This is a genomic window from Aliivibrio thorii (genome assembly GCF_057368585.1).
This window is the reverse complement of sequence record NZ_CM170654.1, coordinates 1607681-1621701: the sequence shown is the minus strand read 5'-3', so window position 1 is coordinate 1621701 and position 14021 is coordinate 1607681. Positions and strand designations below refer to the sequence as shown.

Here is a 14021-nt window from a genome sequence, read left to right as displayed (position 1 = left end):
CGGTATTAAGGACAAATAATGACTGCTTACGTTATATAGATATTATCATGAGATAGACTTCAATCTTAATTAAGCGAGTAATTAGAAGATATCAAATTTACCCCTTTCGGAATATAAATCAGTGATGACAACAAACTTTTCTTTTCCACACGCTATGCAGATAGGTTTTCCGAACCAAGCGGCATAACATTCGCAGCATGTGTAATGATTATTTATAAGTGGGGATGTTGTTTTTTCGGAAAGGGGATCTCTTAGTGTAGATCGCCTGGATTGTTCTTGCTCTTTGGTATTTATTGTTGATTTCATTCTAGCCAGCTTTAGTAATGTTATGAAGCTCATAGCATTCATAATCGTTATAGGTATATGTTAAGTATCGTATGATATTTATCGTAAAACAATAGCGCAGATCGTGATTTATCTTGATTTATTCACAAAAAAAAGGAGCAATATGCTTAATGCCACTCGCTTAAGGGCGAGTGGTATGTTTATTAGGATATTTGACTGCCTTTTTTAAAACTGCTCGGGGATATGGTTTCCTATTCCGTTTCTTGGGGAGAATAAGCCGTTTCCCACTTTCCCTGAGAGCCTTTAAGTTTTTTGGTATCGCTCCAGGGCTTCGTGTATCACTCGCCCAAATCATCTCGTCCATAATTAAAAATAGTGCATTGATAAAGCTGATCCGCAGGGGCTCAACTTCGTGCTGTTTAGCCATTTCAGCCATTTCCAGCCTTACTATGTTGTAGCTGGTTAATATTCCCCATAACTCCTGATATACGCCAACTTTTTTCTTGCTTCGTAATACTGGCTTGTTCTGCAACTGATACTGCTTGAGCTCTCCGTAACTGCGCTCGATTTCCCAACGCTCCCAATACACTTTAACCAATGTATCAAATGGGTAGCGTTCCGGACATAGGCAAGAAGTAATAAAGCCTTTGATTTCACCTGTAGGCGTTGGGATAAGAATAAGTCGAGCCTGCCACTTTTTATCAAGATAAGGAGCAAGCTTTTGAGCTTGTGGTGAAACGGGCATATCAATGAGATGATCATGTTCAGTATAACTCTCAACGATGTCATAACGCATCTTAGCCTTGATTGGTGTTAACCAATGAGTGTTACTGCTTGCGCCACGCCAGGTGGTAAATAGCTCTGCAGAAGTGAACCCTCTATCAAAGAGTGTTAATGAATCATCAGGTGCTGAGCCCACTAGTTGTTGAGCATAGGATATTTCACTATTTGTCACTGGCCCAAAAGCAGCATCAGAGACAAGATGGCTGCGTGTTGACATCAATGTTACCGCCAGTACACTCGGAAGCGATGCCCCTTTTTGAGCAAAGCCGAAATGTTGATTTTCTTCTGTATTATGAGTTTTGAAATGTGTGCCATCGACACTAAGAAGCTTCAAACCGCAAACTTCATCAAAGTCTGACTGTTGCTCCCACTGTTGTGCTGTAGTTTTAAATAAGTAGCGCATAGGTTTATCACCGAGACGTTCTTTTCCCTTGATAATACTGCTTGTTGCCATAGGCGTGAATTTGCCATCCACATCAGGGAATGCCAACTCCAACTTATCACAGACATCTTGAATGGAGCGATTACGCTGGAGCCCAATCCCTAGAACTAGCCAAACAGCTTGTTCAGCGGGTAGTCGGCGTTTTCGGAGCGATGTTCGTCCCGTTTGTTGAATCGCTTCTTCAACCCACTCTAAAGGAATATGCTTACTGAACACATCGATTGGACGTTCGTGGCAAAACTCTGCGGTAATTTGTAACTCTTTTGAAAATTCAGACATAAAAAATCGGCCGTAACTTACGTTACGACCGATTATGAGGCATCTGGAGGATCGTTCAAGTAGCTAAACGATCGGCATTAAGCAATATGCTCCTTTTTGTAAATAACTTTATGTTTTATAAGATTAACTGTTGTAAGCCACTTTCAATGCAGTAAATCTTTCAACAAGATCATCAATTGCCGCTTGATCATAAGCTTTTAAGCCCGTAGCAATCATACGTTTAGTGCCGTGTCCTACTTCTTCACCGTCCTCAGTGAATTTAAAGTTTAATTTAACAAGGCCACGTTTACCTTCGATATCCATAGTTGCTCCCGTAAATTCAACACTTGGTGTTGAAATATCTAGACGGGTAAACTCTATATCCATACTTTCATAAATGACTAAAGGACGTTGGCAATTAATCATTAATTGCTTTTCTTCCATTAATGGAACCATGATGTGAGGGAAGTTCATGCCAGAGAATTGAACGTATTGTTTTACTACGTGCTCGATAAACTCAGGGTTTAAATTTTTCTCACCGCTACGGCTAACGTGCAAGTACTCTTTATCGTTTTCGTCTGATAATGAATATTCACCCTCTTCAAGGTGATTGATATGAAGAGCTGTCCCGCCAGCGACCATTCCGGCAAAGTCAAAATGCATTTTGTTACTAATGCCCGTTTTAGATAGTAAAACGGCAAACAATAAATCACCAGGAACACAGAAACGTTTTGAGTCTACGTTATGAATAGGGTTGAAATCACCAGCTACTTTTTTTGCAAAATCACTTGCTTGCTGACGGGTGAATTCGAATGAATTATCTGTTTCCGAAAAATATTGATTTAACTGCATAATATATTTGGTAAAAACCTAGCTAATGAAATAACGGCGTTAGTATACCCAATCTCTTATCGTCAAATGGTCTATCCAGTCATAATAAACGTAAAAACAATCGGTTAAACGTTTCAAATTGTAGATAAATTGACAATTACTTCACGTTTTAGTCGTTATAATTTCGAAATAATACCTAAATGCAGTGATTGCTTAAATAAAGGGCACCAATGAAATCATTAGTAAAAATAGGAATAGCAGGTTCATTCATTTTTATGAATTCTTTTGCTTGTGCAGAAGAAAAAAAATCAGGAGATATGGCTGCTGATATTGGTGCTGTAGGAATTCCAATCATTGCAGGTTCAATTGCTTTATATAAAGAAGACTATGATGGTTTTTGGATGTTTGCTAAAGGCGCAACCTATACGTTAGCAGCAACACAAGCATTAAAATATACAGTAAGAGAAGAGAGACCAAACGGTGAGGATGATTTAAGTTTTCCTTCGGGGCATTCATCTGCAGTATTTCAAGGGGCGTCTTATTTACAGTTTCGCTACGGTTGGGAGTACGGTCTTCCTGCTTACCTCGGTGCAGGGTTAGTTGGATATTCACGAGTAGAGAATGATCATCATTACTGGCGAGACGTTATTGCAGGTGCAGTATTAGCAACAACGATTCAATATTTGGTGACTGATAAGTATATAGACTCAAATCAAGTGATGATTGTGCCCATAATTAATCAAGATCAGGTTGGAATAGCAGCATCTTTCTCATTTTGATTGGCAAAGGGACAACAAGCGAGTAAAATCGGCTCCCTTTTATCGATGCTAGGTGTACAACATGTTTATTGGATTTGACTACGGAACCGCCAACTGCTCAGTGGCGACCATCCAAAATAATCAAGCGAAGCTATTAAAGCTAGAAGGGGATAGCACCTTTATTCCTTCAGCGTTATGTGCGCCTACACGTGAAGCTGTTTCTGAGTATCTATTCCGTATTTGGGGTGTACAACCAAGTACAGATATTAATGAACGTTTACTTCATACCGCTATTTCATTTAACCGTGAAGAAGATATTGATGTCGATGCTGAGTCGATGACATTTGGCCAAGCAGCACTGAATACTTACATTGATGATCCTGAAGATGTTTATTACGTTAAATCACCAAAGTCCTTCCTAGGGGTTTCTGGTCTGCGTGATGTTCAAGTTAGCTTGTTCGAAGATCTTGTTACTGCGATGATGAAGAACATCAAAAGCAAAGCAGAGCAAGAGCTACAACAAGATATCACCTCCACAGTTATCGGTCGTCCTGTAAACTTTCAAGGTGCAGCGAGTGATGAAGCAAATAGTCAAGCGATTTCAATATTATCTCGTGCGGCCATACGTGTTGGCTTTAAGAATATTGAATTTCAATTTGAACCCGTTGCTGCTGGCCTAGATTACGAACAAACACTAAATGAAGACAAAACAGTTCTTATTGTCGATATTGGCGGTGGTACAACAGACTGTTCAATGATCCAAATGGGACCGTCATGGAGAGAGCATCATGATCGTACCAAAGGGATCTTATCTCACAGTGGTTCTCGTATTGGCGGTAATGATTTAGATATCCATTTAGCACATCGTCAATTAATGCCTTTATTGGGTTCTCAAAGTCGTACTCATAAAGGTCTTGAATTACCAATGACTCAATTCTGGAATCCAATAGCGATCAATAATATTGTGGCTCAATTAGATTTCTTTGGTTTTGGTAACCGTAAACACCTTTTACAGATGATGAACGATACTCAAGAGCCTGAAAAATTAGCGCGTTTAATTAAGCTTTATGATGAGAAATTAAGCTATAAATTATTGCGAGATGCAGAACAAACAAAAATCGCGTTATCAGAACACCTAGAGCATGCGATTGATTTAAGTTACTTAGATGAAGGTTTATCGTTATCTCTTAATCAGTCAGATTTAGCAGAAGCGATTGCAAAGCCACAAGACAACATCAATAAGTTAGTAAAAGAAGCGATTCAGCAAGCCGGTCGAACGCCAGACATTATTTATGTTACAGGTGGTTCAGCTCGTTCACCAATTTTGCGAGCGGCATTACAGCAACAATTACCAAACATTGAAATTGTGGGGGGTAATTACTTTGGTTCGGTAACTGCTGGCTTAGCGCATTGGGCTAACTACTGTTTTGGTCAATAACACCATTTTTATCAATAGTTAATTTTCGAGCTGCACTGTCGCAGCTCGAATTATATTAGGAAAATACAATGAAAGTAGCACCGACAGCCATGACATTTTTTGAACGTTTTGAAGCCGATATTTTGTCAGGTAAAAAAGTAATCACCATTCGTGATGAATCTGAAAAAAATTACGTGGTAGGAACAGAAGTCGAAGTGAGTACCTATGAAGATAATCGTCGTTTTTGTCGCCTAGCAATTGATGCTGTTGACCCAATTAATTTTGACGATCTTAATCAGTATCATGCAGAACAAGAAAACATGACTTTAGAAGAGCTTAAAAACATCATTGAAGAGATCTATCCAAATAAAGGTCAGCTGTACGTTATTTTGTACCATTTAGTATAAGAGAGTAAAGGTAAGTAATGGAACTATTATCTATTGACTTTTTAGGGCAGCCACTCCGTTTAGAAGGTTCAATGGCTGGTTGGCAGCAAGTGTTTTGGGGTAATACTTTAGTTGCACAACAAGCGGCGTCTGCTGATCATCAAGATCATTACGTGCATGAATTTCAGCTCAATCAAGGCGAAAGTATATTAACTTGCCGCTTGGAAGCTACAGTGACATGGCAGCCTTTTCTTATTGAGTATCGTGCAATGGTTGATGGCCAGTTGATTGCAGAAGGCTCTCGTAATACTAAAGATATCGAGCAGCAAGTACCGCATACGCCAATTAAAGCAGAAAGAAAATTCAGCTTGATAGGGCTTGTTTCGTTAGGGATGAAAGCGTTAAAAAGTGCAAAGTTAATTAAAGTGGCTTTAGCTTCCGCCAGTATTGCCGCGTACTCATGGCTCTTTTCTATTGAGTTTGCATTATCACTTATTGCTTGCCTTGTATTTCATGAATACGGCCATATTCGCGCAATGAAATACTTTGGTATGAAAACGAAAGGTATCTACTTAATCCCGTTCCTTGGTGGTTTAGCACTCAGTGATGAGAAAATAAATACACGTTGGCAAGATGTTGTTATCTCTATTATGGGGCCATTCTTTGGTTTGATCCTCTCTTTAATATTGATGGTAGTTTATTGGATAACCGGCGAGATGTTTTTTGCAGGCCTTGCTGTATTTAACGCCTTTTTGAATCTCTTTAATTTATTGCCAATATTGCCGTTAGATGGGGGACACGTACTTAAAAGTATCAGCTTCTCAATGAACAGCAAGTTAGGTATTACATTATGCGCATTAGCTGCAGTAGGTGGTGTTATATTAAGTTACCAATTAGGTCTCGCACTTTTTGGTTTCTTACTTATTATGGGAAGTCTTGAAATCGTATTTGAATGGCGTGCTCGTCATCATAGCCATTTACTGCCTCTCGATAAGTATGGCCAATTGGTATCAGCGGCATGGTATGTAGGGTTAGTAAGTTCACTTATTGGGATTATCTGGTACTTTGCTAGCAGTGGTGATGCTTTATTACAATTACCCATGCAAATTTTAGGTACCTAGTCTAAAAGATTGAGACTAAGTTTTTAGTTGCAAGTAACCTCGGACAGAATTGAATAAAAAGCATATAAAAGGACGAAAGGATGTTTAAAAAATTAAAAGCCTCGTTAGGTATAGGTGCCGCAAAGGTAGATACCATTTTAGAAAATCCAGAGTTATTTCAAGGTGACACTCTAATAGGGACTGTTCATATCCAAGGTGGCGATGTTGAGCAGAAAATTGATGCAATTCACCTAAAACTCAATACAGAAGTTAAAGTAGAAAACGATAACGGTACTAGTTATCAAACATTGACTCTGTTTCATACTCAAGCAGTAAATCCTTTTGTTATCCAAGCAGGGGAGAAGCAGGAGATGCGATTCACAATTAAGCTGCCTGATGAAACTCCGATCACAGCATTAAATGTTCGTGATAACCATTGTGATGTTTGGGTTGAAACTGTTCTAGATATTGATTTTTCGATTGACCCAACCGACCGTGATTTACTGATTGTAAAACCAATGCCTGTTGCAGCAACGATCATTCATCAAATAGAGCACGCAGGCTTTAGTATGGTGAAAGCAGATATAGAGCAGGGCTACCTTAATGGTGGTCACTTTAAATCGCACTCAGGTGGTTACCAAGAGATTGAATTTAGAAGTAATGGATTCATGAATAAAAAAGAGATAGAACTGTCGTTTATTCTTGATGGGCAAGTACTTCATTGTTTAGCTGAAGTCGATCGTTCGATGGGCTTTAATCGCGGTGACCAATATGTGTCGTTTTCACTAAATAGTAATGCATCAAGTGCTGAGATTCATAATGCAGTGCAAAAGATATTACGTGTGTAGTTAACGCTTTCTATTGTTAGATATAATAAAAGAATCGACATCATTTTTGTGATCTCGATTCTTTTTTGCATTAGCTGATTAAGAGTCGTACAATGACCGACTTGTAAGTGTTCCCGACCTTTGTGTGGTTGATTGATCCTTACATCTTAGACAATCTATTATTTAGACTTATTAATTTTTAGCATGTGTTGCTTCGTGTGCAACACCACTGTAAAGGATAAAACATGCCTGTAATTACTCTTCCAGACGGTTCTCAACGTCAATTCGATAATGCTGTTTCTACTATGGATGTTGCTGCTGATATCGGTCCAGGTCTTGCGAAAGCTTGTATCGCTGGTCGTGTTGATGGCGTTCGTGTTGATGCGTGTGATTTAATTGAAAATGATGCACAACTTGAAATCATCACAGCAAAAGATGAAGATGGTTTAGAAATCATTCGTCACTCTTGTGCGCACCTTTTAGGTCACGCAGTTAAGCAGCTTTTCCCAGAAGCTAAAATGGCGATTGGTCCTACTATCGATAACGGTTTCTACTACGATATCGATATGGAGCATTCTTTAACGCAAGAAGATCTTGATAAGATTGAAAAGCGTATGAAAGACCTTGCTAAAACCAAGTACCAAGTAATCAAGAAGAACGTAAGCTGGCAAGAAGCGCGCGATGCATTCGATGCTCGTGGCGAAACGTACAAAATTGAAATCCTTGACGAAAACGTATCTAAAGACGATCGTCCAGGTTTATACCATCATGAAGAATACATCGACATGTGTCGTGGTCCTCACGTACCAAACATGAGTTTCTGCCAGAACTTTAAGATTCTGAGTGTAGCTGGTGCATACTGGCGTGGTAATAGCGACAACAAAATGCTTCAACGTATCTATGGCACTGCATTCCAAGATAAGAAACTGCTTAAAGCACATCTTATCCGCCTAGAAGAAGCAGCAAAGCGTGACCACCGTAAGATTGGTAAACATCTTGATCTGTTCCATATGCAACAAGAAGCACCAGGTATGGTTTTCTGGCACCACAACGGTTGGACTATCTTCCGTGAGCTAGAAGTATTCGTACGTGAAAAACTAACAGAATACGATTACCAAGAAGTTAAAGGCCCATTAATGATGGACCGTGTACTTTGGGAGCGTTCTGGTCACTGGGATAAATACGCTGAGGCGATGTTCACAACAAGCTCTGAGAACCGTGAATACGCTATCAAGCCTATGAACTGTCCTGGTCACGTTCAAATCTTTAACCAAGGTCTGAAATCATACCGTGATCTGCCATTACGTATGGCTGAGTTCGGTTCATGTCACCGTAACGAGCCATCAGGTGCTTTACACGGCATCATGCGTGTTCGTGGCTTTACTCAAGATGATGCACATATCTTCTGTACAGAAGCACAAGTACAAGATGAAGTGAAATCATGTATTGAGATGGTTTATGATACATATACAACGTTCGGTTTTGAAAACATCGTAGTTAAGTTATCTACACGTCCTGAACAACGTGTGGGTTCTGATGAAATGTGGGACAAAGCAGAAGCCGATTTAATCCTTGCTCTAGAGTCGATGGAAATCGCTTATGAGATTCAAGAGGGTGAAGGTGCATTCTACGGACCGAAAATTGAATTTACTTTGCATGATTGTCTGGACCGTGCGTGGCAATGTGGTACAGTACAGCTCGATTTTGCATTACCAGAGCGTTTAGGGGCAACTTACGTAGGTGAAGATAACGAACGTCACACACCAGTGATGATTCACCGCGCGATTTTAGGTTCTCTTGAGCGATTCATTGGTATCTTAATTGAAGACTACGCAGGCTTTTTCCCAACATGGTTGGCGCCAGAACAAGCAATTGTAATGGGCATTACAGACAAACAAGCTGATTATGTACAAGAAATTGCAAAAAAACTGCAAAAAAATGGATTTAGAGTCAAAGCGGACTTGAGAAATGAGAAGATTGGCTTTAAAATCAGGGAACATACTTTGAAACGTGTTCCGTACATGCTTGTTTGTGGTGACCAAGAAATGGAAGCTGGCGAAATTGCAGTACGTACTCGTAAAGGTAAAGATTTGGGTAAATTTAAAATTGATGATTTTGTTGCATTCCTGCAGCAAGAAGTTAGTGCCCGAACGCTCAATACTGTGGAGGAATAAGGTATTAAAGGCGGAAAAAGAGCCCAACAGCCGGCTAAACAAAATGCTCATCGTCTAAACGGTGAAATTACTGGCGTTAAAGAAGTGCGCCTTACAGGTCTAGATGGCGAATCAGTTGGTGTCGTTTCACTAAATGAAGCGTTAGACGTTGCACTTGAAGCAGGTGTCGATCTAGTTGAAATCAGCCCGAATGCCGAGCCACCAGTTTGTCGTGTGATGGACTATGGCAAATTCCTCTTCGAAAAGGCTAAGGCTGCTAAAGAACAGAAGAAAAAACAAAAACAGGTTCAGACTAAAGAAATTAAATTTAGACCTGGAACTGATATTGGAGACTATCAGGTAAAACTACGCAACCTGACTGGTTTCCTTGAAGACGGCAACAAAGTGAAGGTAACAATTCGCTTCCGTGGCCGCGAAATGGCTCACCAAAACATCGGTGTTGACGTTCTTAATCGTTTGAAAGCGGATACTGAAGAGTTTGCTCTAGTTGAATCTTTCCCATCGAGAATTGAAGGTCGCCAGATGATTATGGTGTTGGCCCCTAAGAAGAAGTAATTTAGTGCATTCAAGTAGTAAAGTGGGGTAGCTGCTCGCAGTTATCCTGTTTTATTCGCCTAATTACTATATGTTTAATCACGCAACAATGCGGAGTTATATTCATCATGCCTAAGATGAAATCAAACAAAGGTGCTTCTAAGCGTTTTAAGAAAACTGCTGGTGGTATCAAATTTAAGCACGCTACGAAACGTCACATCCTGACTAAACGTACTACTAAAAACAAGCGTCAGCTTCGTCCAAACTCTCTACTTCCAAAATGTGAAGTAGCAGCAGTTGCACGTATGCTTCCATACGCATAATTTTTAGTATTTATTTAATTTTAGTTTAGGAGAGACATAATGCCTCGCGTAAAACGTGGTGTACAAGCTCGTGCACGTCATAAGAAAGTTCTAAAACAAGCTAAAGGTTACTACGGAGCACGTTCACGTGTTTATCGTGTAGCTTTCCAGGCAGTTACTAAAGCAGGTCAATATGCTTACCGTGACCGTCGCAACAAAAAGCGTGTTTTCCGTCAACTTTGGATCGCTCGTATCAATGCTGCAGCTCGTCAAAACGAGATGTCTTACAGCCGCTTCATTAACGGCCTTAAGAAAGCATCTATTGAAATCGATCGTAAGATCCTAGCTGACATCGCTGTATTCGACAAAGTAGCATTCGCTGCTCTTGTTGCTAAAGCGAAAGCTGCTCTTTAATTAGAACAGTTTCAAAGGCTTAAGACTAAATAAGGAGAGCACTAGCTCTCCTTTTTTTATGCCTGTAAGATAATCCACTAATCCACTAATCCACTAATCCACTAATCCACTAATCCACTAATCGGTCTCATATTCAGTTTGTAGCGATTTATTGCATTTATAATATTTTTGAATCAATGTCAGGTTTTGTAAAAGAATTACAGCTACTGTAAATCTACTTTTGATTTATTTATGAAAGCATATTATTGATGCAATTAATTCAATCTAATGAGTATAGATGATGCGTAAATTTACAATTTTGCTTCTTTTATTGTGGCTACCTTCTTTTGTTTCATCGTTTTTTGAACTCGATAATATTATGAACTTACGTAAGCAACTTATTGTATTAACGGGCTGGCTTTGCTTTGCTTATATGGGAGCTGCGATAATTCTTTCTGCACGATTTAAGTGGGTAGAACGTTTAGTAAAGGGGCTAGATAAAAGTTATGCGCTGCATAAGAAATTAGGGATCTTTGCATTTGTCACTTTGATCTTACACTGGTTAGTTATTAAAAGCGCTCACTGGGCAGTGCAACTTGGTTGGCTTGTCCGTCCATCTCATAGCGGAAAAGAAAGAGTAATCACAGGGATTGATTGGATGTCAGTTGCTGAAAAAGTAGGAGACATATCATTTAAGTTTTTCATCATTTTTACCATTGTCAGTTTAGTCGAAAGAGTCAGTTATAAAAAATTTAAAGGGATCCATAAAATTGGTGGAGCATTAATGCTAGCCGGTGTGTTTCATACTCTGTTTCTGATCAAATGGGATCTTTCATTAATACCAATGAATATCGCAATTGTACTGATATCTGTTATCTCAGTTTGGTGCGCAATACTTTCGCTAACAGGTTCTATTGGTAAGAAAAATAAAATAAAAGGTAAAGTAATACAGGTTGATAAATTTAAGGGTGGATCAGATTTAACAGCAGTAATTCGTCTAAAAATTAAGCTTGAAAACTCACTGCAATATAAAGAAGGTCAGTTTGCTTATATCAATTTCCATGACGGTGAAGCGCCTCATCCTTTTTCTATTCTAAATTATGATGAAGACACAAAATTAGTTGAATTTGGGATAAAAGATCTTGGTGATTACACTCATCAATTAGTTAATGAGATCAAAATAAGAACGAAAGTGACAGTGGAGGGAGGCTATGGATACTTTCAGGTGTCATCTGATGCTAACCAAGTATGGATAGGGGCTGGAATTGGTATTATTCCACTACTTTCACGACTATATTGGCTTCAAAAAACATCTAGTACAGCTCAAAATAAGATTAAAAAGATTCATCTATTTTATTGCGTAAATAGTGAAAAAGAAGCGTTTTTTAATACTGAAATTAAAGCGATTCTAGGTAGTATGGATTTTATTGAATTACATCTTGTTGAATCAAAGAAAGGCAATAGGCTAACGCCTGAACAAGTCTTGAAGAAAGTTGGTAATAAAGTTTATTCAGTTAGCTTTTGTGGGCCAGAAGCCTTTGGGATGAGTTTAAAAAATGCGTTGGTTGAAGATGGCTTACCAGAAAATGCTTTCCATAAAGAAATCTTTAAAATGCGTTAGTTACAATAGATAGTAAATATAGAAATAAAAGAGTGAACAGTAAGTCTGTACGCTCTTTTATATAATGCGATACATAGTAAATTTGTTATGCTGCAAAAACCACCGGTATATCCAAAGTAGGGTGTGGTTGAACTAATGTTGTATGCCCATAGACCTTTTCTATCATTTCAGGTGTTATTGCCTTCCATGGTGTTCCATCAATTTGTAGTTTTCCATCTTGTAATACGATAACTCTGTCTGAATATTGGGCTGCTAAATTCAAATCATGTAATACCACAATAACAGCTGCACCTTCATTAGCTAATTCTCTCGCTAATCTTAATGTCTTATGCTGATGAGAGAGATCCAGAGCAGACGTAGGTTCATCTAACATTACGATCTTTTGCTGATGTTGACTCACTTGCGTCAGAACTCGAGCCAAATGAACTCGTTGTTTTTCACCTCCTGATAGTGATGGATATAACCTATTTATTAAGTGATTAATATCTGTTTTATTCATAATATCATTAGTGATTTTATGCAAGTCTTGATTTGAAAGTCCTAGCGGCAAACCACCAAGTTCAACAACTTCGTGAACATTAAAGGCAAACGAAAGCGTACTGTGCTGTGGAAGAACACCAAGTCGCTTTGCTAGCTCATTACTATTCCATTGAGCGTTCATTTTCCCAAAATAACGAATGTCATTGAAAGATGATATCTCGTTACATAATAGCTTTAATAGTGTGCTTTTCCCGGCACCATTAGGCCCAAGTAGAGTAGTAACCTCACCACAATGAAGGTCTAAATTGATATTATCTAAAATCATTTTAGATCCAATGTGGTAGGAAATATTTTTTGCTGAAATAGCTAACGTAGAATGGCTCATTAAATTTTACCTCGCTGGGTAAATAATAAGTATAAGAAGAAAGGCGCACCAATAATGGCAGTCACGATACCTACAGGCAATTCTGCCGGACTAACCGCGACTCGAGCAAACATATCAGCTGCAGTTAATAAAAGCCCTCCAAGTAATGCTGAAAGAGGTAACAAGGTTTTATGGTTTGGCCCAGATAACATGCGACCAAGGTGAGGAATTATTAACCCAATAAATCCTATCATTCCAGATAAACTAACCGTGATACCAACACCAACCGCGCTTAAAATGATCATGCGCTTCTTTAGTGATTGAACATTAATGCCTAAATGTTTTGCCTCAGCTTCGCCAAGAAGTAGGGCATTAAGTCCAGATGCGTTTTTCATAAATAAAACAAGTAAAGTGATAAGACCAATGCCTGCAAGTAGTAAGTCATTCCATTTTGCTCCAGCTAATGATCCCATCGACCATAAAGAGAGATCACGAAGCATTTGATCATCAGCAATGAAATTTAAATAACCAATCCCAGCACCGGATAAAGCACTAATGGCGACACCAGCAAGTAGCATCACTGTAATTGAGGTACCAAATTTACTGGTTCCTAATCGATAAACAATTAAAGTCGTTAATGCACCACCAAGAAAAGCGAAGATAGGCACTGCGGCAAAATTCATAAATAGAGGGAATTGCTCAGTAATTGATGAAAATAGAACAATAGCTAAGGCGGCTCCAAGTGCAGCGCCTGCTGAAACCCCAATAATTCCAGGTTCAGCTAAAGGGTTGCGAAATAAGCCCTGCATAACAACACCGGAGATCGCTAATATGGCACCGACAAGCATACAAAGAATGGTTCTTGGTAAGCGAACTTGGTGAATAATTAAATCAATATGAGCAGGGATAGCAGAAGTAGACCAAGGAGCAAGACTGTGAAAACTATCACTTAGTGTAATGTTCATTGGCCCAGTTGCAATGGAGCTAACTGCAATAAGTAGAAGAGAAAAAGTACTCAACCATAATAATTTTGAATAAGAGATATATTTTAACAACATAATCACGA

The 14021-nt window shown here is 38.9% G+C and carries 14 protein-coding genes; 10 read left to right on the top strand and 4 right to left on the bottom strand.

Features of this window, described 5'->3' with window-relative positions:
• Positions 1 to 466: 466 nt before the first annotated feature.
• Both AC2IP4_RS07360 and AC2IP4_RS07355 read right to left on the bottom strand, forming a co-directional pair.
• Entirely contained in the window at positions 467 to 1789 is a 1323-nt protein-coding gene (locus tag AC2IP4_RS07360; protein WP_130088442.1) for an IS4 family transposase, read from the bottom strand.
• Positions 1790 to 1912: 123 nt separating this feature from the next.
• Positions 1913 to 2620, bottom strand: a complete 708-nt coding sequence (locus tag AC2IP4_RS07355) for a DUF3581 domain-containing protein (RefSeq protein WP_375322345.1) — start codon at positions 2618 to 2620, stop codon at positions 1913 to 1915.
• 209 nt (positions 2621 to 2829) lie between these two features.
• Here AC2IP4_RS07355 and AC2IP4_RS07350 point away from each other — a divergent pair, with 209 nt between their 5' ends.
• From AC2IP4_RS07350 to AC2IP4_RS07305, 10 genes are all read left to right on the top strand, one after another.
• On the top strand, positions 2830 to 3378 hold the full coding sequence (locus AC2IP4_RS07350) for a phosphatase PAP2 family protein (RefSeq protein ID WP_486310139.1): 549 nt from the start codon (positions 2830 to 2832) through the stop codon (positions 3376 to 3378).
• 61 nt (positions 3379 to 3439) lie between these two features.
• Entirely contained in the window at positions 3440 to 4795 is a 1356-nt protein-coding gene (yegD, locus tag AC2IP4_RS07345; protein WP_486310138.1) for a molecular chaperone, read from the top strand.
• 68 nt (positions 4796 to 4863) lie between these two features.
• Entirely contained in the window at positions 4864 to 5181 is a 318-nt protein-coding gene (yqfB, locus tag AC2IP4_RS07340; protein WP_375322347.1) for a N(4)-acetylcytidine aminohydrolase, read from the top strand.
• 17 nt (positions 5182 to 5198) lie between these two features.
• A complete protein-coding gene (locus tag AC2IP4_RS07335; protein WP_375322348.1) occupies positions 5199 to 6281 on the top strand; it encodes a site-2 protease family protein in 1083 nt (360 codons plus the stop codon).
• A gap of 80 nt (positions 6282 to 6361) precedes the next feature.
• Entirely contained in the window at positions 6362 to 7108 is a 747-nt protein-coding gene (locus AC2IP4_RS07330; RefSeq protein WP_486310137.1) for a sporulation protein, read from the top strand.
• A gap of 224 nt (positions 7109 to 7332) precedes the next feature.
• Positions 7333 to 9261, top strand: a complete 1929-nt coding sequence (thrS, locus tag AC2IP4_RS07325) for a threonine--tRNA ligase (protein ID WP_065591793.1) — start codon at positions 7333 to 7335, stop codon at positions 9259 to 9261.
• A gap of 84 nt (positions 9262 to 9345) precedes the next feature.
• On the top strand, positions 9346 to 9816 hold the full coding sequence (infC, locus tag AC2IP4_RS07320; protein WP_486307238.1) for a translation initiation factor IF-3: 471 nt from the start codon (positions 9346 to 9348) through the stop codon (positions 9814 to 9816).
• A 107-nt stretch (positions 9817 to 9923) separates the two neighbouring features.
• A complete protein-coding gene (gene rpmI, locus AC2IP4_RS07315) occupies positions 9924 to 10118 on the top strand; it encodes a 50S ribosomal protein L35 (RefSeq protein ID WP_005419080.1) in 195 nt (64 codons plus the stop codon).
• 39 nt (positions 10119 to 10157) lie between these two features.
• The gene (gene rplT / locus AC2IP4_RS07310) at positions 10158 to 10511 is read left to right on the top strand and encodes a 50S ribosomal protein L20 (RefSeq protein ID WP_045102152.1); all 354 of its coding nucleotides are present in this window, start codon (positions 10158 to 10160) and stop codon (positions 10509 to 10511) included.
• 277 nt (positions 10512 to 10788) lie between these two features.
• A complete protein-coding gene (locus tag AC2IP4_RS07305; RefSeq protein ID WP_486307239.1) occupies positions 10789 to 12111 on the top strand; it encodes a ferredoxin reductase family protein in 1323 nt (440 codons plus the stop codon).
• A gap of 85 nt (positions 12112 to 12196) precedes the next feature.
• On the opposite strand, the gene AC2IP4_RS07300 is transcribed toward AC2IP4_RS07305, so the two are convergent.
• Positions 12197 to 12976 carry a heme ABC transporter ATP-binding protein gene (locus AC2IP4_RS07300; protein WP_375322351.1) on the bottom strand — a complete coding sequence of 260 codons (780 nt, stop codon included), beginning with the start codon at positions 12974 to 12976 and terminating at the stop codon, positions 12197 to 12199.
• Complete coding sequence (locus AC2IP4_RS07295) at positions 12976 to 14013, bottom strand: FecCD family ABC transporter permease (protein ID WP_105054623.1); 1038 nt, start codon at positions 14011 to 14013, stop codon at positions 12976 to 12978. The genes AC2IP4_RS07300 and AC2IP4_RS07295 overlap by 1 nt, the downstream gene beginning before the upstream one ends.
• Positions 14014 to 14021 lie beyond the last annotated feature (8 nt).

Bases quoted from the DNA above. Each gene is read 5' to 3' on its own strand.
- AC2IP4_RS07360 (WP_130088442.1), bottom strand. From the start codon at position 1,789: ATGTCTGAATTTTCAAAAGAGTTACAAATTACCGCAGAGTTTTGCCAC.
- AC2IP4_RS07355 (WP_375322345.1), bottom strand. From the start codon at position 2,620: ATGCAGTTAAATCAATATTTTTCGGAAACAGATAATTCATTCGAATTC.
- AC2IP4_RS07350 (WP_486310139.1), top strand. From the start codon at position 2,830: ATGAAATCATTAGTAAAAATAGGAATAGCAGGTTCATTCATTTTTATG.
- yegD (WP_486310138.1), top strand. From the start codon at position 3,440: ATGTTTATTGGATTTGACTACGGAACCGCCAACTGCTCAGTGGCGACC.
- yqfB (WP_375322347.1), top strand. From the start codon at position 4,864: ATGAAAGTAGCACCGACAGCCATGACATTTTTTGAACGTTTTGAAGCC.
- AC2IP4_RS07335 (WP_375322348.1), top strand. From the start codon at position 5,199: ATGGAACTATTATCTATTGACTTTTTAGGGCAGCCACTCCGTTTAGAA.
- AC2IP4_RS07330 (WP_486310137.1), top strand. From the start codon at position 6,362: ATGTTTAAAAAATTAAAAGCCTCGTTAGGTATAGGTGCCGCAAAGGTA.
- thrS (WP_065591793.1), top strand. From the start codon at position 7,333: ATGCCTGTAATTACTCTTCCAGACGGTTCTCAACGTCAATTCGATAAT.
- rpmI (WP_005419080.1), top strand. From the start codon at position 9,924: ATGCCTAAGATGAAATCAAACAAAGGTGCTTCTAAGCGTTTTAAGAAA.
- rplT (WP_045102152.1), top strand. From the start codon at position 10,158: ATGCCTCGCGTAAAACGTGGTGTACAAGCTCGTGCACGTCATAAGAAA.
- AC2IP4_RS07305 (WP_486307239.1), top strand. From the start codon at position 10,789: ATGATGCGTAAATTTACAATTTTGCTTCTTTTATTGTGGCTACCTTCT.
- AC2IP4_RS07300 (WP_375322351.1), bottom strand. From the start codon at position 12,976: ATGAGCCATTCTACGTTAGCTATTTCAGCAAAAAATATTTCCTACCAC.
- AC2IP4_RS07295 (WP_105054623.1), bottom strand. From the start codon at position 14,013: ATGTTGTTAAAATATATCTCTTATTCAAAATTATTATGGTTGAGTACT.